The organism is Neobacillus camarae (assembly GCF_054950115.1).
Map to the genome: position 1 here is coordinate 973,641 of NZ_JBUCKX010000002.1, position 22,427 is coordinate 996,067.

Here is a 22,427-nt window from a genome sequence, read left to right on the forward strand (position 1 = left end):
AGGCCCCCGGTACTTTAACGCGTTACTTAGATGGGGGATAAGCCCCGCTTTATTCCGCTTAATTAGGCTCCACCGAGGTAGGCGTTTTTGATGTCTTCGCTGGCCTGTAGTTCGGCAGCGGTGCCGCTCAGGCCGATGCGGCCGGTTTCGATGACGTAAGCGCGGTCAGCAACAGACAGGGCCATGTTGGCGTTTTGTTCAACGAGCAGGACGGTGGTGCCAGCTTTGTTGATTTGTTCAATGATATTGAAGATCTGTTTCACCATGAGAGGGGCCAGCCCCATGGAGGGTTCGTCCAAAAGCAAAAGCTTTGGCCTGGCCATGATGGCCCTGCCCATGGCCAGCATTTGCTGTTCACCGCCAGAGAGCGTGCCGGAAAGCTGCTTGCGGCGCTCCAGTAATCTTGGGAAGAGCTCATATACCTTCGCCAAATCCTCGCGTACCTCACGCGAGTTTTTTCTTGTGAAGGCTCCTAATTCTAGATTTTCTTCTACCGACATGTTCGAAAAAACACGGCGTCCTTCTGGCACGTGGGAGATGCCGGCTTTTACAATCGATTGCGGCACCTTGCCTGAAATTGCCTTCCCCATATATTCAATATTTCCTGATTTTGGCTTCAGCAGTCCTGACAACGTCTTGAGCAGCGTGCTTTTTCCGGCTCCATTCGCCCCAATTAATGTGACGATTTCCCCTTCTTTCACCTCTAACGTAACCCCTTTTAATGCATGAATATTTCCGTAAAACACATTAATATCGTTGACTTTAAGCATGGTCACCCGTGACCTCCTCACCTAAGTAAGCCTCAATGACCTTTGGATTGCTGCGAATCGCTTCTGGTGTCCCTTCAGCGATCAGCTGGCCATGGTCCAATACATATATCCGTTCGCAAATTCCCATCACGAGCTGCATATCATGTTCGATTAACAGGATGGTCAATCCAAATTGCTTTCTAATAAACGCAATGAGTTCCATCAATTCATGCGTTTCCTGAGGATTCATGCCGGCCGCCGGTTCGTCCAGTAATAACAATTTTGGACCTGCTGCCAAGGCGCGGGCAATTTCTAATCGCCGCTGCTGGCCGTAAGGCAAATTTTTCGCCAATTCGTCTTTGTACTGGTCCAAGTTAAATATTTTTAAAAACTCGAGTGACTTTTCCTCCATGATTTTTTCCTCGGAAAAATGACGGGGGAGGCGAAGAATTGAGCTCAATATGGAATTTTTCGCCAGTGAGTGGTAGGCCACCTTTACGTTATCCAACACCGACAATTCACCGAAAAGCCGGATGTTTTGAAAGGTCCGGCTGATGCCGCGGCGGGTAACCTGGTAGGGGGCAAGACCGTTCAGGCGTTTGCCATCAAAAGTAATCTCGCCCTCCGTTGGGGTATAGACCCCGGTTAACAGGTTGAAGCTGGTCGTTTTCCCGGCGCCGTTCGGCCCAATCAATCCAACAAGTTCTCCTTGGTGGATTTCCATATTAAAACCGGAAACGGCCTTCAATCCGCCAAACTGGATTCCGGCATTTTTTACCTGCAATAATGCCATCCTAGTTACCCCCTTTCGCGGTGGTGCGCTTAAATAGATCTGTGATTTCGCGAGTGCCCATCAGCCCTTGAGGACGATACAGCATGACAACCATCAACACGACACTATAGATAATCATCCGTGTTTCCGGGAATTCACCTAAGAACGTGGAAATGACGGTCAATAACACGGCGCTAATCACGGCGCCTGAAAGACTTCCAAGCCCGCCAAGAACAACAAAGATTAAGATATCAAATGATTTTAAAAAGCCAAAGTTGGTTGGCTGAATGATATAGAAATTATGGGAGTACAATCCGCCAGCAATTCCTGCGAAGAAAGAGCCTAACGCAAAGGCGGCAACTTTGTAAAAAGTCGTGTTGATTCCCATGGCGTCAGCGGCAATTTCATTTTCCCGAATCGAGATACAAGCACGGCCGTGTCTCGAGTTGGTAAAGTTTGAAATCACTAGAATCGTAATGAATAAGCATGCAAAGGCAGACGTCCAAGTCGTAAGGTGCGAAACCTGCATTCCGGAAGCACCGCCGACATAATCGATGTTTAAAAAAGCAATCCGGATAATCTCAGCAAAACCAAGGGTGGCAATTGCCAAATAGTCGCCCCGGAGCCGCAAAGTAGGAATCCCGACAAGAAGACCCGCCAGTGCGGCAACCGCGCCGCCTGCCACGAGCGCCACCACAAAAGGCATTTCCAACTGCATCGTAAAGATGGCGGAAACATAGGCGCCAACCGCAAGGAACCCGGCATGGCCAATGGAAAACTGTCCGGTGATTCCGATGACTAAATGGAGACTGACCGCCAAGATTACATTGATGGCTATTGAAATAATCAAATTACTATAGAAAGGATTCAGCATACCCGTCTGGATGAGGTATTGAATGACTCCATATACAACAAGGGCAAGTACAAGAAATAGTACGAATTGTTTTGGTTTTTTCATAGCACTCACCTACACTTTCTCTCTTGTATTTTTTCCAAAGATGCCAGATGGTTTGAAAATTAAAATCAAAATCAGGATGAGAAACGCGGCGGCGTCTCTCCATAAGGAAAAGCCCATCGCACTGACAATTGATTCCACGACCCCAAGAATAATGCCTCCGACCGTGGCGCCGGGAATACTGCCGATGCCGCCAAGAACAGCGGCGACGAAGGCCTTTAATCCAGGGATGACGCCCATGAGCGGATCAATTTTTGTATAGTATATACCAAAGATAACCCCGGCTGCTCCAGCTAACGCGGAGCCTAGCGCAAACGTAAACGAAATCGTTTGGTCGACGTTAATGCCCATTAACCGGGCGGCTTCCATGTCATGGGAAACGGCGCGCATCGCCTTGCCCATTTTGGTACGTTTAACAACAAATTGCAAAATAATCATAAGTACTACGGATACCAATAAGATGAACAGGGCCTGACTGTTGATGTGGGCGCCGAACAGATTGATGGATTTGCTTGGAAGAACCCCTGTTGGATAGGCCTCAGGCTGTGCCCCGCGAATATAAATGGTTCCGTATTCAATGAACAATGACATTCCGATGGCTGTAATCAATGCGGCGATTCTCGTAGCATTCCGAAGCCGCTTGTAGGCGATCCGTTCAATCAATACTCCAAACACGGCACAGACAACCATGGATAATACAAGTGCCGGGAAGAAGCTTAATCCCCATCCCTTAATCGCATAAAACCCGATGAAGGCACCGACCATAAAGACGTCACCGTGCGCAAAGTTAATCAGTTTAATAATTCCATATACCATCGTGTAGCCTAATGCGATTAAGGCATAGATGCTGCCGAGTGAAATTCCGTTGATTAGCTGCTGTAACCACTCCATGCGTTTTGCTCCTTTTTACGGTAGTTTTTTCATATAAAGTAAAATGGAAGGAAAATCCCTTCCATTTTACCAGCTGTGTGTTTTAAGGGTTCACTTTCGTTTTGAACACTTGCTTGCCGTCTTGGTATTCCAAGACAATGGCTGTTTTGACAGGATGGTGATTTTTGTCAATGGTTAGTACACCTGTTATGAGTGATAAATCTTTTGTTTTGGCTAAAGCTTCCTGGATTTTGCTTGAATCTGTGCTTCCGGCACGCTTGATGGCATCGGCCAAGAAGTATACTGTGTCATAGCCGAGCGCGTTGAAGGCGTTTGGTGCTTCGCCGCCGTTTGCTTCTTTAAAGGCTGTCACAAACTTTTGCACTTTTTCATCTGGGTCTTCAGATGAGTAGTGGTTGATGATGTAGGTGTTATTTAACGCATCGGCTCCGGCTAATTCTACAAGTTTTGGAGAATCCCAGCCGTCTGCACCAACTAATGGAACATCGATGCCTAATTCACGAGCTTGTTTGACGATTAAGCCGACTTCTTCATAGTAACCTGGAATGAAGATGAACGATGGATTCTTTGCCTTGATGCGTGTCAATGTCGCACGGAAGTCGGTATCCTTCGCCACATACGCTTCGTCGGCCACGATTTTGCCGCCCGCTTTTTCAAAGGTTTTCTTGAATGATTCAGAAAGGCCTTTAGCATAATCGCTGGAACTGTCGGCAAAGATTGCGGCATCTTTTACCTTTAAGGTGTCTAAAGCAAAGTTAGCTGCGACTGTGCCCTGGAATGGGTCGATGAAAGAGGTCCGGAACACGAATGGACGTACTTTGCCTTTTTCATCTACAGTAACGGTTGGGCTAGTACCGCTAGGTGTTAATAAAACCGTCTTTGTATCATTGGCGACTTGTGCTTGAGCAACGGTGTTTCCGCTTGTTGCCGCACCAATCACGGCAGTGACTTTGTCCTGGCTGGTTAATTTTATGATCCCGTTTGTCGCTTCAGATGCATCTGATTTATTATCGACTTTTACGACATCAATTTTTTTGCCATCAACCCCGCCATCCTTGTTGATTTCTTTAATAGCCATTTCGATTCCTTTATCCAAGGATTCGCCATAGGAAGCGACGTTTCCTGAAAGCTCCAAGTTTACTCCAAGTTTGATTGTGTTTGAGCTGCTTCCACTGCCTGAGGTGGCGTTCGCTCCGGAACAGCCAGCAAGGATTCCAGCGACTAAAGCTGAAGCCATGACCACTTTACTGATTTTCTTCATCTAATTGCTCCCCCTAAAGAAGTTTTTTAATTTTTCTGACATTATCATCCGAATGTTAGTCAGCCAAAAGAACTAGTAAATTAGTTAACAATTAGTATATTAAAACAATTTTTAATATTAGTCCAGTATATTATTTTAATATTTCTGAAACTTACAATATTTGTTTAATGACAACGTTTTCATCTAAAGAAAAAGGGTATTAATGTTAAATCCAATAATAATATTATTATTATTATAGAAACAGGATTACGGTTCTGCTGTTGAGAAAAGGATAGTGTTACCTCAGGACATTTTGTCAGAATGAAAGAAAAAAGCCCCCTTATATGAACAGGGGGCGGACTACTTACCAGTCAGGATTCTTTTGATATTTGGATCCTCATTAAAAGTTTTTGGTTGAATGGGTCAGTAAGACGTTTTAGGATCATTACCGGGCACCGCGCAGCACCAGTACCGTCCCCGAGTTTTCGGAAGCATCCTGTTGCTTAATCATCTTGATGAAGGGTTCGATAAATTGCGGGTCAAATTGTTTGCCTGAGCATTGCCGCAGTTCCACGAAGGCCTCTTGGAAGGTTTTGGTTCTTTGATAAGGCCGTTCCGTCGTCATGGCGTCGAAAGAGTCAATGACGCAGAGGATCCGCGCCAATTTTGGAATAGATTTTTCTTTTAGTCCATAGGGGTATCCGTTTCCGTCATAGCGTTCATGGTGAAGTTCGACTAGGGGAATCAAGTCTTCTAGTTTTTTATTTGTTGAAATGATTTCTTTTCCCCAGGTTACGTGTTTTTTAATCATTTCCCATTCTTCCGGATCGAGCTTCCCTTTTTTATTTAAAATATCCCGCGGGACCTCAATTTTTCCAATATCATGGATTAGCGCCCCAAGAATCAGCGTTTTTCGTTCGTGTTCACTTAATTTGAGAATCCTTGAGAATTCCACTGCATATTGATAAACACGTTTACTATGGCGATAGGTATAAACATCCTTGGAAAGGAAAATTTTTAATTGATATTCCAATTCCTCCAAATCTTTTTCGAGCGAAAGGGATTGGAGAACAGAGTATTCCGAGTGTTCATTATAAATTTGTACAAGGTTTTTGCCCTGGTTTTTGGCTGCATACATGGCTTGGTCGGCTTTATTAAGCAATTCCGAAATACTGTAGGTCGCTTTTTCGCATTCAGCGATACCGGATGAAAAAGATAAACAGCCGTAGGGGAGACTTTCTACCCCTTTATAGTAGGTATCATTGACCTTTTTTCGAAGATCATTCATAAACGAATAAGCAGCAGTGCTATTCGTGTTAGGCATAATGATCGAAAACTCTTCTCCGCCATAGCGGGCAACAATATAGTTTGCTGCTTCCGCTTCTGTCTTTAAAAGGGCGCCAAATTCCTGAAGTAGGTGGTCTCCTTGAATGTGACCGTATAAATCGTTGTATTTTTTAAAATCATCGATATCGAGAATGGCAACACTCAAAGGCTGATCCGTTTCCTTTGCGGCAACCACTTTCTTTTCCAGCACTTCTTTAAAATAACCGTGATTGTTGAGGCCGGTAAGGAAGTCTTTATTGGCTTTTTCTGAGACTTCTTTAAATAAACGAAAATGTTGTTTGAATGCTAAAGATAATAGAAACGCAATTCCGGTGAATAGGACCAGCCCGAATATATGGTCGGTTTTCATTAACACAGCAAGCACCAATGACAATAAGAGAGTTCCAATGTATGTGGCAAGAGTCTCTTTAAAAAGGTCAATGAAAAAGTTAAGTAAGTTTTCAGTGATGGACAAAATAAAATAAATACCGATTAAAATTAGGTTTATGGCAAAATAGGTGCCAAATGACAATAAATAGGGTATGAGGTTTTCAATATGGATATTTCCAATCATCCCACCTGTAAACTGAAAAACATAGCTGGAACCAATAATCATCAAGGAATAAACAGAGAAGTTAAAGGTGTGTTTCCACCATGCGATTTTTCGTTGAGACAATGCAAAGATAGCGGAATGAATCAGTAAAACTAGTAATGTAAACTTTAATCCAAACAAAAAAAGGCTAGCCAAATAGATGGAAGAGTCCATTGAAAGTGAATTTCCATTCGGCGGAAGAAGAATGGTGTAGTAATTAAGCAATAATATGGATCCGGAAACGGCATAAATCATGATCCAGTCCATGCGGGAGTATTCCGGGATTTTAATTAAGAAGTAAAATAACAAAATGCCAAGGGTGGAAACGATGAATAGATATGTGTGTGCAGGTGTTTTAAAAATACGCATAATCATCACTCTCAAAATAAAAATTTAAGGAGAAGTAAAAAATTTACTTCCCCTATGATTCTACAACTTTGTTAGACTAGTTTAAAGCCAGAAGTTAGAGCAATAATAACAGAACCGATAATAACTGCATTGTAAAGAATGCTGGTTAATTTGATGCCTTGTTTTTCATCCTTTTTCAACTTTCTCACCTCCTTTAAAGAGATGTAACGGACGGATCCGCTTTTTTTGATTTTGATAAAGGATGATGTACCATCAAATACTGAATGAAAAAGAAGATTCCAATATTCATTATAATGTCGCCAATGCTGATGATTTGTGTGCGAGGATAAGGATCCGAGATGGGAATCACATCACCCAAAAATCCAAGATGGGTGGAGGAGGTCAGTAATGCATGCTTCGCATACAAGCTTTCTTTTAAAGCCTCGATATATCCTGGATCCAACACGGCAGCCGCATGTTCTGAAACGGGCATTCTTCCGCCGTTTAGCACCATGACTAGAAAATTTAAAAAGACACCTATGAAAATGAAAAGAAAGCCGCGGTTATGACGATTGATATATAAAAATATCAATCCAAGGACATACACTGCGATATAAATATATCCGCTTATGTCACCGAGAAAGCTGCTATCATTCTGAAAAGTAAAGATGACAAATTCAATCGCCAACAGCAGCGGGAAAATCCAGCCCCACTTCAAATTTAAGTGCGCCATCCCCCGCAAATTCCCTTTTCTGAGCAAACCGACAATAAATGAAATAATAATTCCATCAAATACCATAAATTCAAACCTGCCTAACCAGTCATAAGGACCTAAAAAATTCCAAAAATTCACCCGAAATGAAATATTTCTACAATAATTTTCTACCATACTATAAACAAATAAATTTTCAAAATCAAGTGACAGCTTTGTGCAATTAACGCGGTGGGGGCCTGTCCCCCACTGCGTTACCGTGGTAAAGCGAATGGATGCGGACAGCAAAAAGTCCCCGCTGATCACGGGGACTTATAGGAATGTACTTTATTGTTGGGTATCTGGATGGTCTCGATGGTTCCTTTGCTTTGTTTTTTGTTACGGTACATTTCCTGGTCCGCCAGTTCAAGGAGTTCTTCCAGGGTGATGTGGGTTCCTGGGGTGTACTGGTACAGTCCGTGGCTGACGGAGATTGGGTATGGTTTTTGTTGTGTACCGGTGATGGCTTGGAAGTCCATGTTGATAGTTTCCCATATTTGCTGGACTTCGCTTGGTTGTTTGTTGTAAAAGATGACGATAAATTCATCGCCACCGAGCCGAAACAGGATGTCATTTTGACAGATTTGCCGGTTAATGGTGTTGCAACATGTCCTGATTAGGTCATCGCCTGCATGATGCCCGAAACAGTCGTTTACGATTTTTAAATTATTGATGTCAATATAGCAAAGAATAAATCCTTGGGATGTCGAATCTCCGGTTAATTCCTTTTGCAACAGTTCAAGGCCGCTTCGGCGATTCCTGACCCCTGTCAGAATATCCATTGTGGCATGTTGCATTAATTCTTGTTCTTTTTCCTTCATAGCTGTAATGTCCATTGTATCAATTAGAATGCACGTGTCATCTAGGTAGTCGACTAGTTCAAAATGCAGCATCGACCATTTTTTTTTGTAAGGTGTAATTTGTTGTTCGGTTATGTAATTTTTAATGCTTTTCTCTTTTTCCAGCTTGGTGATTATGTTTTGCATTTCCTCGGGATGCGTAAACAGAAAACTGCCTGGGTGAAGCAATGAGATATTTTTATAATTTAACTGATAGTAGTGGATTGCCTGATTATTGATCAGCAGCATCTCACCATCCGTTTTTGTCAGAATTAACGGGGTAGGGTTCATATGAAACAGTCTGCGAAAGCTTTCTTCATTCCTCAGCAGCTTCTGCGTTTTTAGAAAATCACTTTGGCGATACCGGTAGAAAGATAAACCAATTGTATAGGATATGACGACACTCCCGGTGGAGTTAACGAGTTTTACTAAAAATGCTATGTCAATTGAATGAACCAGGCTCATCCCGACAGCAAAAATTAGGTGGGTCACTAGCAAATGGCCAAACAGGTATTTAGGCTGAATGGGGAAAATCACGGCCACAGCAAATACAATAATTAAATAGGCGTATATGTTCCCGGTAAAGGTTTGGCTGTTAATCGAAGCAAACGCCCCTAACCATAAATAAAAGAGAATATACCCATTGATGATGAAGTCATTAGGAGAGTTTTTATAGTGGCGATAAAGAAACAAATAAACAATTGATGCGGCCAGCCCGGATAAATGAACAGCAGAAAGCGCCCATCTATAGGCTGGAGATTTAAGTGAGGTTAAGATGAAAAAATCAAAAATAAAAAAAGCAGGATAAGTGAGGATTAACATGAATGATACATACCTTAATCTCTCAAATGAAATCCCGGTATTATGAAGCAAAAACTCTTTATCATACAAGGCAGACCTTTTCCTAAAATCAATTAAGAAAGACATAAAGAATCACCCGCTTTCACTTATCCAAAGTAGTGTAGCATAACCGGACGGGCCTGTCATTAGTGAACAGGGGCCTGTCCCCCCATAGCTTTAAAGCGTTAATGAAGTGGGGGACAGGCCCTCCATTTTTTTGATTTCAAATGAAATCAGTTCACCGCTTGAGGAATAGCGGCATTCAAATCGTCTTGGTTCGGTGTTTGGATCCAGGATTGTCTCGAGGAACAATGGGATGTTAGTGACCACTTCGCTGCTCTGCAAAATCCAGTCTATTGTTTTCCATTCCAATATTCCTTCTGGTGAGTCGATAACAGTTCCTGCAAAATCTCTACTAATAAAAACGTATATTTGATCGGCTCCATCGAGTGAAATGATGCCTCTATAGGAGAGGTCGGTTACCTGCAGACCGGTTTCTTCCAATACCTCTCTTTTGCAGCAGCAGGATGGAGTCTCGTCTGGTTCAATCTTTCCCCCTACACCGTTCCATCTTCCTTTGTTTGGTTCCTTTGCGCGTAATAACATTAAAATTTCCTCGGATTTGATGAGAAAACAAAGTGTATATTCCAAAATGGTTCACGCCTTTTCTACTATCTTTTTATAGAAAAGTATAGTTTAAGTTTTATCTTATGTCACTGAAGAAAAGACATTTGTGTAAAAGTGAAAGAGAATTAGATAAACGCTTGATTAAAAAATATTTCTAGGGAAATAAGTCGAAAGATGCTGCGGAATTGTAGAGATAATGTATTGGACACCTCAACATACTTAAGCATAAGGATAATCGAACTTCAAGATTCATCTTTTCCTAGACTTGTTTTAGCTGTTTTTTGTAGTTCTTTTTAACCGGAATGCTCGTGATAATACAGGGCTTTCGGTTCAAAATAGACGTTACGAGTGCAGTTTGTTTGACCATTTATTTCAGTTTCATATATTATGACACCGAGATTTTAATATCTGAGATTTTATTAGAAGGAGCCATAATAGAATGAATGTATTAGTAGTAAAAGCAAATAATCGCCCAGCTTCAGAGGCCGTTTCAAGTAAAATGTACGAGACTTTCATGGAAAATGTAGAAGGTGTCAACGTAACCACGTATGATGTCTTTGCAGAAGACATGCCCTACTTCGGACAAGACCTATTCAATGCCTTTGCCAAGACACAAGCAGGTGAAGCTTTGGCAGATATAGAAAAACGAATTTTGGCCGCCAAACAAAAAGCAATGGACGCCTTCGCTGCTGCGGATGTCGTTGTATTTGCATTCCCTCTGTGGAATTTAACCATCCCGGCCAAATTACAAACGTTTATTGACTATGTATACCAAGCTGGATTCACATTCAAATATAACGAAAATGGCCAATTAATCAGCTTAATGACTGACAAAAAGGCCATCATCTTAAGCGCGCGTGGCGGCATTTACTCCACTCCGGAAACTGCTCCTATGGAAATGGCCGTTAACTACATTAAGAACGTCGTTGGCGGCATTTTCGGTTTGGAAATAGCTGAAGAAGTGATCATCGAAGGCCATAATGCATCACCTGACCAAGCCGATGAAATCATCACCAAAGGTTTGGCCAAAGTAGCAGAAACAGCCAAAAAACTTCAAACCGTAGCAGTTTAACACATTAACGCGTCGGGGGCCTGTCCCCCGGTGCTTTAACGCATAAACGGAGTGGGGGGATTGGCCCAACTCCATTTATCCGCTTTGGGAAATTTTCATATTGTACATGCTTCGATCCGCGACTCTTAGGAGTTCGTCTAGGTTAGTTCCATCGTGTGGATAGGTTGCGGTGCCGACGGAGACGCAAATTTCCGGGCGGGTGGCTGAGGCTATTTTAAGATTATGATGGATGTGTTTTATGATTTCTTCATTTGTTTCTTTGGAATTGGGGGACAGGATAATGAATTCATCCCCGCCCCACCGCGCGACAATATCCTTATCGAAAATACTTTTCTTTAATTGTGCTGCCAGCAGTTTTATTAATTTATCCCCTTCTTTATGACCCCAATTATCATTAATGGCTTTAAAGTTATTGATATCAATGAACAAGATCGAGATATTCCTACCGCTTCGGTCTGCGTACGCTTTCATTTTAAAAAAACATGTATCCATGTATCTTCGATTGTACAGTCCGGTCAGTGGGTCTTTTTCCGAGAGAAATTTTACCTTATCATATTGATGACCGAGCCACCATGCAATCAGGAGCATGATAGGCAGACTAACATATTCCATCTTGCTGACGGTGCCATCCTTCAAAAAATAATAAACCATCTCAAACATATTAATTGAAAGAAATAAACTAAATATTACAATCCTGCCTTGATATTTCATGATTTTCCACCACACTAAACACCTATGATAACTTTCGTTCCATACCTTTTTGCAGAATAGTTTCCGGTTCCTCAGCCTCCTTTGAAGCATGGGCTAAAAAGTCAATCTTTGTAGTGGAGGTGAATAGGCTTAGGAAAACATCGGTTATTTCAGGGTCAAATTGAGTTCCTTTATTTCTTTTTATCTCTTCAAGTGTTTTTTCCAGGTCGATGGCATTGCGATATACCCGTTTGGAGGTCATGGCATCAAACGAATCGGCAATAGCCATGATCCGGGCAACTAGCGGAATTTGTTCCCCTTTTAGCCCTTGTGGATAACCTTTTCCATCATATCTTTCGTGATGGTATAAAACCAAATCAAGAACACCATTTTCTTTAAAGCTGGAAACATGTTTGATGATACCATAGCCAATTAGGGGATGTTTTTTTATAATCGAATACTCTTGTTCTGTTAAAGAGCCCGGCTTCATTAATATTTCCTCTGGAATCCCAATCTTTCCAATATCGTGCAGTAACCCGCCTTGGGAAACCGCCTCTACTACCCGTTTCGGCAATCCCATTTTTTGGGCGATTTCAACAGCATACTTAGCGGCATTCTGGGAATGGTCGGAGGTATAGGTGTCCCTTGAATCCAGTGTTTTTGAAAGGGCGGTAATTAATTCAATGCTGTCTTCTTTATTTTTATGAATCTGCTTCATGAGGCCAACAGAAATTAAGTTGATTAGCAAATAAGTAGGCTCAAGAATGGCAAACGCCAAAAGGCTCAATGATCCAGGTCCGAAGAGAAGCCGCGCAAAGACGATAACAGTAGTCAGCGTAACTAAAAACAAGCCCTTTAATTCGTAAAACCCAAACCCTAAGAAAGCGGTTGCGAGAATATAAAAAACATAAGAATGATTTTGTTCAATATCATAGAAATACAAGACAAAATTGATAATGACTATAGCAAAAAAACCATAACGAAAATAAACAGGCCTATTGAGTATGTAATTTATTTTCCGACTCAAATCTATTCCCCCCAATTCAGCAAATCTAGTTTGATTTCCACATAGGTCTATTCATTCCCTTTGATGTATAACTACAAAAATTTTACTATAAACAACTTACAATTCCGTCAATTATCCAAAAAAGTCAATAAATAGACAAAAGTGGAAAGGGGGGCTTGTCCCCCCATCAGTTTAAAGTGGTAACGTAGCGGGGGCCTGTCCCCCAGCACTTTAAAGTGGTGACGTATTGGGGGCTGTCCCCGCCTGATTACTCGTCCGGTGTATGGACAAATATGGTTTTAATATAGTAAAAATAAGGGAGAGCATAACAGGTGATGATAAGGAAAAGAGAAAGGGGTTTTTGTGATGGAGTTGACTGTGCAATGGAATGGGAAAATGGCTTTTTCGGGGGTGACTCCCTCTGGGCATGAAATTCATTTGGATGCGGCGCCGGAAGTAGGCGGGGAGAATACGGGGGCGAGGCCGACAGAGCTGCTGCTGCAGGCGGTGGCGGGATGCACCGGGATTGATATCATATCCATTTTACATAAAATGCGGCTTGAGCCGGTTTCTTTCCATATGGATGTGAAAGGCGATCGGGCCGAGGACCATCCAAAACGCTTTACCACGATCAACATTCATTATGCGCTGAAAGGGGAACTGCCTGAAGATAAAGTGGTCCGAGCGATACAATTGTCAAAAGACAAATACTGCTCGGTTGCCCACTCCTTGAACTCGGAAATTACTTCAAGCTACTCCATCAATGGGGTAATGGGGGAAAAAACACTATAAGCTTTAAAACAGAGAAAGTGAACCGGCCAAAGGAAATCCACGCGTTAATGGGGTGGGGGCCTGTCCCCCAGCTCATTAATGCACTAACGTGAAATGTGATGCGGGGGCAGCCGATTAATCCCCATTTTTTTCATAATGAAAAGGGTTTAATGCATCCGATATATTATATATAGATAGTTATGTTCAAAAGGGGGGCGCTGGTGATGGAAGACCCTATCAAGCGGTTATTGCTGAAACCAGAGACAGATTTAGAAACGGGTAACCGGTCGATTTCAAACTATGGCCCGCAAGCGGACTTTTATTCGTTAATTTTTCAACATTACCCAGATGCCATTTTTACAGTAGATATAGAGGGGAATTTTTTAAACATTAATGATAAAGTCGAAGACATTATCGGATATAAACCAGAGGAATTAACTGGCGGATTCCACCATTTGGTGAACGAAAGGGAATTGGGCAATGTGCTTAATCATTTTGAGCTTGCCTTGAAGGGTGAACCACAAAATTATCACTGTGCCGTTATTCATAAACAGGGACATTTAGTCCATGTCTATATCACGACCATTCCCATAAAAGTTAATGGAGAAATTATCGGTCTTTACAACTTTGCCAAGAATCTTACGGATTTATATCAGAAAGAAACTGAATTGCTGAAAATTACCAACAGCTTGAATCTGGCCCAGGAGGTGGCCAAGATTGGCAGTTGGGATTGTGACACTGAGACAGAAAATGTGTACTGCTCTAAATCCCTGCTCGCGATTTTGGGAATAAACAATCAAGATACAGTCCCTACTTATGATTTGCTCCTTCAAATGGCCCTTCCGGAAGATCGGGAAAGGATTGACCGTCACTTCAACCGCACCAAACAGACTGGTGCAGACCTGGATTTGGAATTTAAGTTCCTCCGGCCGGATTCTTCCATTATGACGGTGCACTTGAGAGGCGTGGCCAAAAAAGATTCTAATGGCAGGGTGCATCGAATTATTGGTGTGATATATGATATTTCGGAGCAAGTTATTATCCAAAAGCGACTGATGGATAGCGAAAAGAAATTTGAAACAATCGCTGGAAATATTGATGTCGGTATATGGTCCATGGATGTCTTGAAAAACAAAATCGTGTACGGGTCTCCCGGATTAGTGGCGATTACCGGATATACTGCGGAGAGTTTTTTGTCGGGGCAAAAAAGTTGGGCTGAAATTATTCATCCGGATGATAGAAAAGCATATTGGAATCGTCAGGAAAAGCTCATAAATGGAGAGATGATTGTCCATCAATACCGGATCTTGCATGCAAATGGCGAAGTGAAGTGGATTGAGGATAAAACTTTTCCAATCTTAAATACATCGGGGCAGTTAATAAGGCTTGATGGTATTGTGCAGGATATCAGCGACAGAAAGCGGAACGAAGAGGAAATCAATTTTTATGCGTTCCACGATTATTTGACTGAATTGCCGAACCGGAGGATGTTTGATAAAAAACTGAAAGAGCTCATTTCCGAGTGTCAAGAGACAAATGATAAATTTGCCTTATTTTACTTGGATTTGGACCGTTTCAAATTCGTCAACGATACATTAGGTCATGAAATGGGAGATAGGCTGCTCCGTGAAATTTCCAAGAGACTGGCTTCCCTGTCAGGTGACCAAGCTGTTTTCAGATTGGGTGGGGACGAATTTGCAATCATTCATCGGAACCTCCTGGAGCAGGACCCTGTTCTTTTGGGAAAAGAAATTGTCCATGAAATCGAAAAAACGGCCCTTATTGAGAGCTACGAAATTCATATTACAACGAGCGTTGGTATCAGTATTTTTCCAGAAGACGGGGAAACGATAAAACAGTTAATTGCGAATTCAGATGCTGCGTTATACCGTGCCAAAGAATTAGGCAAGAATAATGCCCAGCTTTTTTCAAAATCCTTAAATATCGAGGCTTATAAAAAGTTTATCTTGGAAAACGACTTAAGAAGAGCTATCCAACGGGAAGAGTTTATTCTTCACTACCAGCCTAAAGTCGATGCGTTAACGGGGGATGTTATCGGGGCCGAAGCCTTGATCCGATGGAATCATTCTAATCTTGGACTGGTGCCACCCGCAGAGTTTATCCCATTGGCAGAGGAAACTGGTTTAATTAATGAAATGAGCAGCTGGGTCATTCAACAAGTTTGCAAGCAGCTAAGGGAGTGGGAAATGCTAGGTTTACCGCGTGTTCCGGTTTCCATTAACCTTTCTGCAAAGACTTTAAGGAAAGCTGACCTGGTCCCAAATATCCAAGGGTGTCTAATCGCCTACTCGATTCCCCCAGGCTTAATAGAGATTGAAATTACCGAGGACTCGTTAATTAAAACAGGCGGATCAGCGTTATTGACCATCCAGCAATTGAGGGATTTAGGATTATCCATTGCCATTGATGACTTCGGAACCGGTTATTCTTCTATTGGTTATTTGAAAAAATTTAAGGTCGACACCATTAAAATCGATCGCTCCTATATAAAGGACATCTATGAAAATAGCGAAGATTCCACCATTGTACAATCTATCATCCTGCTCGCAAGAGGACTGCGACTGAAAATAGTCGCAGAAGGCGTCGAAACCGAAAAACAATGGGAAATATTAAAACGATTAGACTGCCACTACCTCCAAGGCTTCCTATTCAGCAAGCCAGTACCGGCAGAACAATTCACGACAATGCTGGCGGGAAAAGCCAACACTATGCCGCTTTAATGTAATGGGGGCCTGTCCCCCGCTGCGTTAATGCGTTACCGAAGTGGGGGACAGGCCCCCACCTCCTTTTTTGGGTAAGTAAGTGTTTTTCAGTCTACTATTTAAAATGTTCGTCTTGGATGAGGGAGATGAATTCTTTTAGTATGGTTTCCCGTTCGTTTACGTCTGAATGGATATAGCCAAATACTTCTGCGATGGCTTCTTGGATTTGCTTCTTCGGCAACAACTGGACATTGGAGGATGGCCGGAAGTAAAGGTACATTGGGAATCCGCCGGAGTTTGTCGGCAATTGGTAGGGCACATTTAATTTTCTGGCACCCAATCGTTCATAAAAGTTGATTCTTCTCAGCTGTTCTTCCCGTTTCGGTCCGTCCTCTTCCTCAGGAATTTCCACTTCTATGAACATCCCGATGATCCCATCCTGCTTGGATTGGGCAATTTTGTTGAATAACAGGGTCCCGTATCCCGCATTCCGGTACCTTTCATCAATGGCCATATAATCAAGCCAGATGGCTTTCACATGCTCAAACTCATAGGTAAACGCATAGCCAACAATCTCGTCAAAGATTTTATGCTTGGCCAACAAGAACCTGTAATTCTTTTTGGCTAACAGCAATTCAAGATGTTCATATTTTTTTATTTCATCTGGCGGAAAATCTTGTAAGAACCGCTGATAAACATCTCTCAGATCCTCTAACTCGCCTTCAATGATCTCAATATCATTTAACTCTCCCGTCACATTCAAACCGCCTTATCATATGATGTTTTTCCTTTCCTCTCAATATTTTGCCACAAAGCTAAATTTGAGTACCTACCATTTCCACAGTAATAATACCATTTATCCGGATTATTATATAAGAAAAACAAAACCGAAAACAAAACTGAACATATAGATTTTTAGTGAACTCTTCATTGCTTTAAAGTGTGGGGGACAGGCCCCCACTCCATTAAAGCGTTACTGCGGTGAGGAACCTATCCCCCAGTGGATTATATGCCAGGTGTTGGGGAAAATGATTATTGAAGTTAATTGCAGGAGGAGTAGGGATGAATGTATCAGGGAATACGATTTTGATTACTGGCGGTGCTTCTGGTATAGGGCTGGCGTTTGCGGAGCGTTTTTTGGACAGGGGGAATGAGGTGATTGTGGTGGGCCGGCGCCAGGAGAAATTGGATGAGGCGAAGGAAAAGTTCCCAGCGCTGCATGTCCGCGCGTGTGACGTGTCTAAAACAGAAGACCGGAAAAGCCTTGTCGAATGGGTGACAAGCGAATTTCCACTGCTGAATGTTTTGGTCAATAATGCCGGAATCCAGCAGCGGGTCAACTTGCTTCAGGCCGAGAAGGACTGGGACTACTACCAAAACGAGATTGCCATCAATGTGGAAGGACCCATTCACCTGTCAATGCTGTTGATTCCGCATCTCCGAAAGCAAAATCAGGCGGCCATCCTCAACGTCTCTTCCGGTCTAGCGATCATGCCGGGAGTCTGGGTCCCCATATACAGTGCCACCAAAGCGGCGATCCACTCATTTTCGCTTTCCTTAAGGCATCAGCTGGCGGACACCAGCATTGGAGTGATAGAAATTTTCCCACCAGCCATCAACACCGATTTGGGAGGCGTTGGCCTCCATACTTTTGGCGCGCCATTGGACCACTTTGCCGACACGATATTTCAAAGATTGGAAGCCCAGCAACTGGAAATCGGCTACGGCGGCATCGAGGAAAGGCTGAATGCATCAAGAGAAGAAATCGCTAAAGGAATCAAACGGGCATGGGAAGGATTTTTAAAAAATAATCCGGATTTTTAATCGTACGGCATGAGCCAGTTTTACATCAGCCAAAAAAAGGGTGCCTTTGGAAGGGCACCCTTGCTATTTGTTTACTTGCTATTTAATTAATTCCTTAAACAATCCCTCTAAATCTTCAATTGTCGCCATGCCGTTCGTAAACACCCGGCCATCTGGCTTTAAGGTAACTTCCAAGCGGTTGGGAATATCCGTTAACCGGTCTTTCAAACCGATATAGCAATCCGTCAAAAAATGATACCTTTGATTAGAAGACCCAACCCAAGGGCGACTCAAATCGCGTAAATCTTTCCGGAACGGTCCGTCAATCAAAAGGTCGGTCACACTCAGCAAATCGTTCCAATCTGGCCGGTTGGCCCCGCGGATATCCTCGAGCAGGTATCCGGAGAAGGTCATCACTGACATACCCGCTTTCTTCAACCTGCCGCCCAGCTCAGCAAGACCGGCAGCCTGCTCAAAGGGTTCGCCGCCTAAAAACGTAATTCCTTCCACTTTGGGACCGGATAAAATCCGTTCCGCGAGTTCGGAGACCGTTACCTCATAGCCTCCCTTAGGGGACCAAGTAAACGGAACCGCGCAGCCGGGGCAGTGGATAGGGCAGCCTTGAACTTGAAGGCAGGCCCTTTCCCCTGGACCTTCTACCCGCGTATGGGGAATGAATTGGTGGATTCTCAGTTTCATTTAAAAATCCACCATCCGACCCGCATAATGCTTGTTCCGAGGATCCTTCTGGCCAGAAACCGTGACCAGCGGCCGGATCCTCTCCACAATATGCGGTTTCAGGCCGAGAATCTCAGCAAAGTCTTCAAGGGATTGAAAGCCTCCCAAGTTTTCCCGTTCCTGAATTGCCCGTTTCGCAAAAATCGGGCCGACACCCGGTAATGTGGCGATTTCAAACTCTGTTGCTTGATTCAGGTCAACCAGATTCGGAGCCGGTACAGGAACTGGTTCACTGTTGACTACTACAGGCTCCGATGCTGATGGTCCCTTTTGCAAGGACACAGCCCCAGGCTCTTTTTGCCAGTCCGGCCCTGATGATTTTTGCAATGATGATGCCGGTGCCTTTTGCAAGGATGCCTTCGAATCTGCCTGCTGCGGATATGGCTTCGGAACTTCCGTGTTCATCCGTTTCATGGCAGGTTGTACAGGCGGCTGCTGTGAGGGAGCCTGATTAGAGCCCATGCCATATTCCGCTTGAATCTGTCCGCGCAATCTCCGATCTTCTTCGGGACGGCGCATTTCAATGGCTTCCAACCGATAAAAATACTCTTTACGGATCCGGAAAGCATGGATGATTGAGATAATGCCCCCGCCAATCATGGAATAGCCAATCAAATCCCATTGCCAAGCGTTTGTGGAATATCTCTCCCCGAACACACAGAGGAGAATAAACGGAATCGTATAAAGGGCACCATACATCGACCATTTTTTATGTCTAGCTTTGCGTCCAATAATGAAAAAACCAATCCAGTTAAAAATAAACGTAAAGGTAAAAAGCATCCACAAGGAATGTCTCACTCTCCAAATGGTCCCTTTGGGTGATGTCGACATGCTCCTCTTTCCTCCTCAAAAACTAATTCTGAATAATACTATGGTAATGCTTCTATTAAAAATAGAATAGGGACAGATTTTCCCAAGAGCATCATCCCTAGATATTGAGTGTAATCACGATGGAGTTATCTTCCATCACTTCCTCGGATTCGATTGATAAATTTTTCTCCGCCGCTCTCTCCTTCAGTTTCTCATACACAATGGCTTGAACGCAGCGTTTGTATTCCTCATCCACATCGGAGATATACATGAAAATATCACGCAGACTAGGAGCATTTCTGATTTCCACAGAAAAAGGAGCATCCCCATGCTGGAGGAAAGTAAGTTGGGTTCCCTGAACATTGCAGGTAATCCGTCCATTGGCCCCTTGGGTCGGGTTCACGCCGAACTCCTTCAACGTGCGGGCCAGGAGGGCACCATCACGAAAATTGGTGGGGAAGGTCTGCACGGAATCGCTCTTAATCTGTTCTTCCGCCTGATGGACAGTACCGGTAAAAATTTTCCGCTGAGATTTTTGCTCCAGATCCTGCATAAACTGCTCGAGCTCAGCCGGAGAATCGGATTTGGCAAAAATCGCTGTCCACTTGCCATCTATGTATTCCCAAAAGAAAAATTGTTCCTCGCCATTTAAATGGGTCTTGATTGTGCCGCCATATTTTTCGGCGTCATATCCTGCTTCGTATAAAGTCTGAATTAAATCAGCTTCTGTTTCAATCGTTGTCGGTACTTGTACCTGCAGGGTTTCAGTCCATTCTTCAAAGACATCTTTATGCATGACAGCCCGCAGTGCAAGGGCAATCGGAATAAGGGCTAACGACACGGACATGCTACGATTCCTCCTTTGCTTTCAATTTCATCGTATTCGTTTCGACTTCTTCTAATTCCAATTCTTCCACTTCATAATATTCTGGAGTGTATTCGGATTCGATGGTCTCCGCACCTAACAGTTCTTCGAGAAGCGAAATATAATCCGTGCATTTTTTCCCTTTCACCCCTTGAACCTCTGCTTGAATGTGACCATCTTGAAATATTTGAATTCGCAATTGTTTTGCCATTTCAAAAACGTCCTTTCTGTCTAGAAATCAACGGCCCGGCCGCCGCGTGCCGTCCGGATATCTTCTTCTTCAGCAGGCGGTTCCTTTTCGAGTTTTATCACACTCTTGTATTCCGCGCGGTCCTCTTTTGGCGTGGCCGCCACCGCACGGATATTGGCCCATTCGCGGATGGAATGGATTTGCTCCGCCTGGGTAATCGAGAGCGGCACCGTATTATGGATTGCCTTTACAAAATCACCAAATTCAATGCTCCGTTCCTCAGAAAACGCCTCGAACAGAGCCGATATCACAATTTGCTCCACTTCCGCTCCGACATAGCCTTCCGTTAACTGAGCCAGCTCCTCAAGCACCTGGTCCGTCAATACAAAATGGCCTTTTACTTGAGGGTTGTTTAACCGTTTTTCGATGTGAACACGGAATATTTCCATCCGTTCTTTTAGTGTTGGCAGGTCGACGAAAAAGATTTCATCAAAGCGCCCCTTCCGCAATAATTCTGCCGGCAAAGAATGAATGTTATTCGCGGTGGCCACCACGAATACCGGCTTCGTTTTTTCCTGCATCCATGTTAAAAAGGTTCCAAAAATTCGGCTGGACGTGCCGCTGTCGCCTCCCGAGGAAAGGCCGCTGAAGCCTTTTTCAATTTCATCGATCCATAGGACGGACGGTGCAATGGCTTCCACGGTTTGAATGGCTTTCCGCATATTTTCCTCACTGCTGCCGACAACCCCGCTAAAGATTTTCCCCATATCAAGCCGCAGCAGGGGCAGCTGCCACATCGCACTGATCGATTTGGCTATTAAGCTTTTTCCGCAGCCGGGTACTCCTGTAATCAGTACACCTTTTGGCGCCGGCAACCCATATTTTTGCGCCGAGTCAAGCCAGGATTTGTTCCGCTTCTTCAACCAGCGCTTCAAGTTCTCGAGTCCTCCGACATCCTCAATCTTCAGGTCACTTTTAATGAATTCCAGAATACCGGACTTTCTGATGATTTGCCGTTTCTCTTCCATAATGACTTCAACGTCGTTAATATCCAATCTGCCATCCTCAACCATCGCCCTGGCAAAGGCATTCTCCGCTTCCTGGAGGGTTAACCCCTGAGCTGCTTTGGCCAGCCGTTCCTTTTCCTCTTCATCCAGGTCAATCACGATCCGGCCGCTTTGTTGGTTGGCATAAATCATTTCATCTAGAACGTATTTGATTTCGGAGAAGGTAGGAAGGTCAAACTCGACAATGGTGACATCCTTTTGCAAATCATCCGGTAACACGAGGCTGGGACTGACAAAAATCACATTTTTGGGGCTTGGGCTTTGCTTTAATGTAGGTACAAGATCCCGAATTTTTCGGATAAGTTGGTTATCCGCCTGCCGGCCATTATTGCCGAAATACACGTGGAAGTCTTTTAAAATGAAGATGGCAGGCTCATTGTATCGTTCGATAAACTCAAGGGCTTTGAGCGGGGTCTTAGTTTCTTCTTTTCCCTTTTCGCCATTTTCGGACAATCCTTTTGTCACACTCCAAGTAAATACCTTACGGCCGGTCTTTATCAAATTGACATCATCGGCAACCGATTGAATTACCGCGACGGCCCGTTCCTCTTCCCAAGTCGCTATATATAAGTAGGGAAAACGTGCTTTTAAAAGATTCGAAATTAATATCTTGAAATTTGAGTTGGCTTGTTCGCGCATAATCATTACCCCTTTAACCAATTTCCACTATTGATATCTTATTTTGTGACATACCGTAATAAAATTCAACTAAAAACTGACAAAACCCTGCTAACAACTTCCTTTTTTCTACCATGCATACAC

The 22,427-nt window shown here is 43.4% G+C and carries 21 protein-coding genes; 4 read left to right on the forward strand and 17 right to left on the reverse strand.

Going from position 1 to position 22,427, the window contains the following annotated elements; translation table 11 throughout:
• Positions 1–62 precede the first annotated feature (62 nt).
• From ACY8D0_RS12310 to ACY8D0_RS12350, 9 genes are all read right to left on the reverse strand, one after another.
• Entirely contained in the window at positions 63–770 is a 708-nt protein-coding gene (locus ACY8D0_RS12310; RefSeq protein ID WP_462411353.1) for an ABC transporter ATP-binding protein, read from the reverse strand.
• Positions 763–1,542, reverse strand: a complete 780-nt coding sequence (locus ACY8D0_RS12315; RefSeq protein ID WP_462410797.1) for an ABC transporter ATP-binding protein — start codon at positions 1,540–1,542, stop codon at positions 763–765. Before ACY8D0_RS12315 ends, ACY8D0_RS12310 begins: the two co-directional genes overlap by 8 nt.
• A 1-nt stretch (position 1,543) precedes the next feature.
• The gene (locus tag ACY8D0_RS12320) at positions 1,544–2,479 is read right to left on the reverse strand and encodes a branched-chain amino acid ABC transporter permease (RefSeq protein ID WP_462410798.1); all 936 of its coding nucleotides are present in this window, start codon (positions 2,477–2,479) and stop codon (positions 1,544–1,546) included.
• A 9-nt stretch (positions 2,480–2,488) separates the two neighbouring features.
• A complete protein-coding gene (locus ACY8D0_RS12325; RefSeq protein ID WP_462410799.1) occupies positions 2,489–3,367 on the reverse strand; it encodes a branched-chain amino acid ABC transporter permease in 879 nt (292 codons plus the stop codon).
• 82 nt (positions 3,368–3,449) lie between these two features.
• Positions 3,450–4,628, reverse strand: coding sequence for an ABC transporter substrate-binding protein (locus ACY8D0_RS12330; protein WP_462410800.1), 1,179 nt, complete (start codon positions 4,626–4,628; stop codon positions 3,450–3,452).
• Positions 4,629–5,052: 424 nt separating this feature from the next.
• The gene (locus ACY8D0_RS12335) at positions 5,053–6,894 is read right to left on the reverse strand and encodes a bifunctional diguanylate cyclase/phosphohydrolase (protein ID WP_462410801.1); all 1,842 of its coding nucleotides are present in this window, start codon (positions 6,892–6,894) and stop codon (positions 5,053–5,055) included.
• Between the two features lie 193 nt (positions 6,895–7,087).
• Positions 7,088–7,672 (reverse strand): DUF5317 domain-containing protein, encoded by a 585-nt coding sequence (locus tag ACY8D0_RS12340; RefSeq protein WP_462410802.1) that lies wholly within the window; start codon positions 7,670–7,672, stop codon positions 7,088–7,090.
• Between the two features lie 215 nt (positions 7,673–7,887).
• Complete coding sequence (locus ACY8D0_RS12345; RefSeq protein ID WP_462410803.1) at positions 7,888–9,390, reverse strand: sensor domain-containing diguanylate cyclase; 1,503 nt, start codon at positions 9,388–9,390, stop codon at positions 7,888–7,890.
• Between the two features lie 90 nt (positions 9,391–9,480).
• Positions 9,481–9,954 (reverse strand): NUDIX hydrolase, encoded by a 474-nt coding sequence (locus ACY8D0_RS12350; protein WP_462410804.1) that lies wholly within the window; start codon positions 9,952–9,954, stop codon positions 9,481–9,483.
• Positions 9,955–10,369: 415 nt separating this feature from the next.
• Here ACY8D0_RS12350 and ACY8D0_RS12355 point away from each other — a divergent pair, with 415 nt between their 5' ends.
• The gene (locus tag ACY8D0_RS12355) at positions 10,370–11,002 is read left to right on the forward strand and encodes an FMN-dependent NADH-azoreductase (protein ID WP_462410805.1); all 633 of its coding nucleotides are present in this window, start codon (positions 10,370–10,372) and stop codon (positions 11,000–11,002) included.
• Between the two features lie 75 nt (positions 11,003–11,077).
• Here ACY8D0_RS12355 and ACY8D0_RS12360 read toward each other — a convergent pair whose 3' ends face one another.
• A complete protein-coding gene (locus tag ACY8D0_RS12360) occupies positions 11,078–11,713 on the reverse strand; it encodes a GGDEF domain-containing protein (RefSeq protein WP_462410806.1) in 636 nt (211 codons plus the stop codon).
• A gap of 22 nt (positions 11,714–11,735) precedes the next feature.
• Positions 11,736–12,719 carry an HD-GYP domain-containing protein gene (locus ACY8D0_RS12365; RefSeq protein WP_462410807.1) on the reverse strand — a complete coding sequence of 328 codons (984 nt, stop codon included), beginning with the start codon at positions 12,717–12,719 and terminating at the stop codon, positions 11,736–11,738.
• Between the two features lie 345 nt (positions 12,720–13,064).
• Between ACY8D0_RS12365 and ACY8D0_RS12370 the strand changes: the two genes are divergently transcribed.
• Positions 13,065–13,490, forward strand: a complete 426-nt coding sequence (locus ACY8D0_RS12370) for an OsmC family protein (protein ID WP_462410808.1) — start codon at positions 13,065–13,067, stop codon at positions 13,488–13,490.
• 203 nt (positions 13,491–13,693) lie between these two features.
• Positions 13,694–16,210, forward strand: coding sequence for an EAL domain-containing protein (locus ACY8D0_RS12375; protein WP_462410809.1), 2,517 nt, complete (start codon positions 13,694–13,696; stop codon positions 16,208–16,210).
• A 97-nt stretch (positions 16,211–16,307) separates the two neighbouring features.
• On the opposite strand, the gene ACY8D0_RS12380 is transcribed toward ACY8D0_RS12375, so the two are convergent.
• On the reverse strand, positions 16,308–16,949 hold the full coding sequence (locus ACY8D0_RS12380) for a GNAT family N-acetyltransferase (RefSeq protein WP_462410810.1): 642 nt from the start codon (positions 16,947–16,949) through the stop codon (positions 16,308–16,310).
• Positions 16,950–17,254: 305 nt separating this feature from the next.
• Between ACY8D0_RS12380 and ACY8D0_RS12385 the strand changes: the two genes are divergently transcribed.
• Positions 17,255–18,016 carry an SDR family oxidoreductase gene (locus ACY8D0_RS12385; RefSeq protein WP_462410811.1) on the forward strand — a complete coding sequence of 254 codons (762 nt, stop codon included), beginning with the start codon at positions 17,255–17,257 and terminating at the stop codon, positions 18,014–18,016.
• A 78-nt stretch (positions 18,017–18,094) separates the two neighbouring features.
• Here the strand turns inward: ACY8D0_RS12385 and ACY8D0_RS12390 are convergent, their stop codons facing one another.
• From ACY8D0_RS12390 to ACY8D0_RS12410, 5 genes are all read right to left on the reverse strand, one after another.
• A complete protein-coding gene (locus ACY8D0_RS12390) occupies positions 18,095–18,694 on the reverse strand; it encodes a 4Fe-4S single cluster domain-containing protein (protein WP_462410812.1) in 600 nt (199 codons plus the stop codon).
• On the reverse strand, positions 18,695–19,564 hold the full coding sequence (locus ACY8D0_RS12395; RefSeq protein ID WP_462410813.1) for a ComEA family DNA-binding protein: 870 nt from the start codon (positions 19,562–19,564) through the stop codon (positions 18,695–18,697).
• Between the two features lie 97 nt (positions 19,565–19,661).
• On the reverse strand, positions 19,662–20,390 hold the full coding sequence (locus tag ACY8D0_RS12400) for a hypothetical protein (RefSeq protein WP_462410814.1): 729 nt from the start codon (positions 20,388–20,390) through the stop codon (positions 19,662–19,664).
• A 1-nt stretch (position 20,391) separates the two neighbouring features.
• A complete protein-coding gene (locus tag ACY8D0_RS12405) occupies positions 20,392–20,619 on the reverse strand; it encodes a DUF2997 domain-containing protein (RefSeq protein WP_462410815.1) in 228 nt (75 codons plus the stop codon).
• Between the two features lie 20 nt (positions 20,620–20,639).
• On the reverse strand, positions 20,640–22,304 hold the full coding sequence (locus tag ACY8D0_RS12410; RefSeq protein ID WP_462410816.1) for an AAA family ATPase: 1,665 nt from the start codon (positions 22,302–22,304) through the stop codon (positions 20,640–20,642).
• Positions 22,305–22,427 lie beyond the last annotated feature (123 nt).

Coding starts and splice junctions, on each gene's coding strand:
- ACY8D0_RS12310 (WP_462411353.1), bottom strand. CDS start 770: ATGCTTAAAGTCAACGATATTAATGTGTTTTACGGAAATATTCATGCA.
- ACY8D0_RS12315 (WP_462410797.1), bottom strand. CDS start 1,542: ATGGCATTATTGCAGGTAAAAAATGCCGGAATCCAGTTTGGCGGATTG.
- ACY8D0_RS12320 (WP_462410798.1), bottom strand. CDS start 2,479: ATGAAAAAACCAAAACAATTCGTACTATTTCTTGTACTTGCCCTTGTT.
- ACY8D0_RS12325 (WP_462410799.1), bottom strand. CDS start 3,367: ATGGAGTGGTTACAGCAGCTAATCAACGGAATTTCACTCGGCAGCATC.
- ACY8D0_RS12330 (WP_462410800.1), bottom strand. CDS start 4,628: ATGAAGAAAATCAGTAAAGTGGTCATGGCTTCAGCTTTAGTCGCTGGA.
- ACY8D0_RS12335 (WP_462410801.1), bottom strand. CDS start 6,894: ATGCGTATTTTTAAAACACCTGCACACACATATCTATTCATCGTTTCC.
- ACY8D0_RS12340 (WP_462410802.1), bottom strand. CDS start 7,672: ATGGTATTTGATGGAATTATTATTTCATTTATTGTCGGTTTGCTCAGA.
- ACY8D0_RS12345 (WP_462410803.1), bottom strand. CDS start 9,390: ATGTCTTTCTTAATTGATTTTAGGAAAAGGTCTGCCTTGTATGATAAA.
- ACY8D0_RS12355 (WP_462410805.1), top strand. CDS start 10,370: ATGAATGTATTAGTAGTAAAAGCAAATAATCGCCCAGCTTCAGAGGCC.
- ACY8D0_RS12360 (WP_462410806.1), bottom strand. CDS start 11,713: ATGAAATATCAAGGCAGGATTGTAATATTTAGTTTATTTCTTTCAATT.
- ACY8D0_RS12370 (WP_462410808.1), top strand. CDS start 13,065: ATGGAGTTGACTGTGCAATGGAATGGGAAAATGGCTTTTTCGGGGGTG.
- ACY8D0_RS12375 (WP_462410809.1), top strand. CDS start 13,694: ATGGAAGACCCTATCAAGCGGTTATTGCTGAAACCAGAGACAGATTTA.
- ACY8D0_RS12385 (WP_462410811.1), top strand. CDS start 17,255: ATGAATGTATCAGGGAATACGATTTTGATTACTGGCGGTGCTTCTGGT.
- ACY8D0_RS12390 (WP_462410812.1), bottom strand. CDS start 18,694: ATGAAACTGAGAATCCACCAATTCATTCCCCATACGCGGGTAGAAGGT.
- ACY8D0_RS12395 (WP_462410813.1), bottom strand. CDS start 19,564: ATGTCGACATCACCCAAAGGGACCATTTGGAGAGTGAGACATTCCTTG.
- ACY8D0_RS12400 (WP_462410814.1), bottom strand. CDS start 20,390: ATGTCCGTGTCGTTAGCCCTTATTCCGATTGCCCTTGCACTGCGGGCT.
- ACY8D0_RS12405 (WP_462410815.1), bottom strand. CDS start 20,619: ATGGCAAAACAATTGCGAATTCAAATATTTCAAGATGGTCACATTCAA.
- ACY8D0_RS12410 (WP_462410816.1), bottom strand. CDS start 22,304: ATGCGCGAACAAGCCAACTCAAATTTCAAGATATTAATTTCGAATCTT.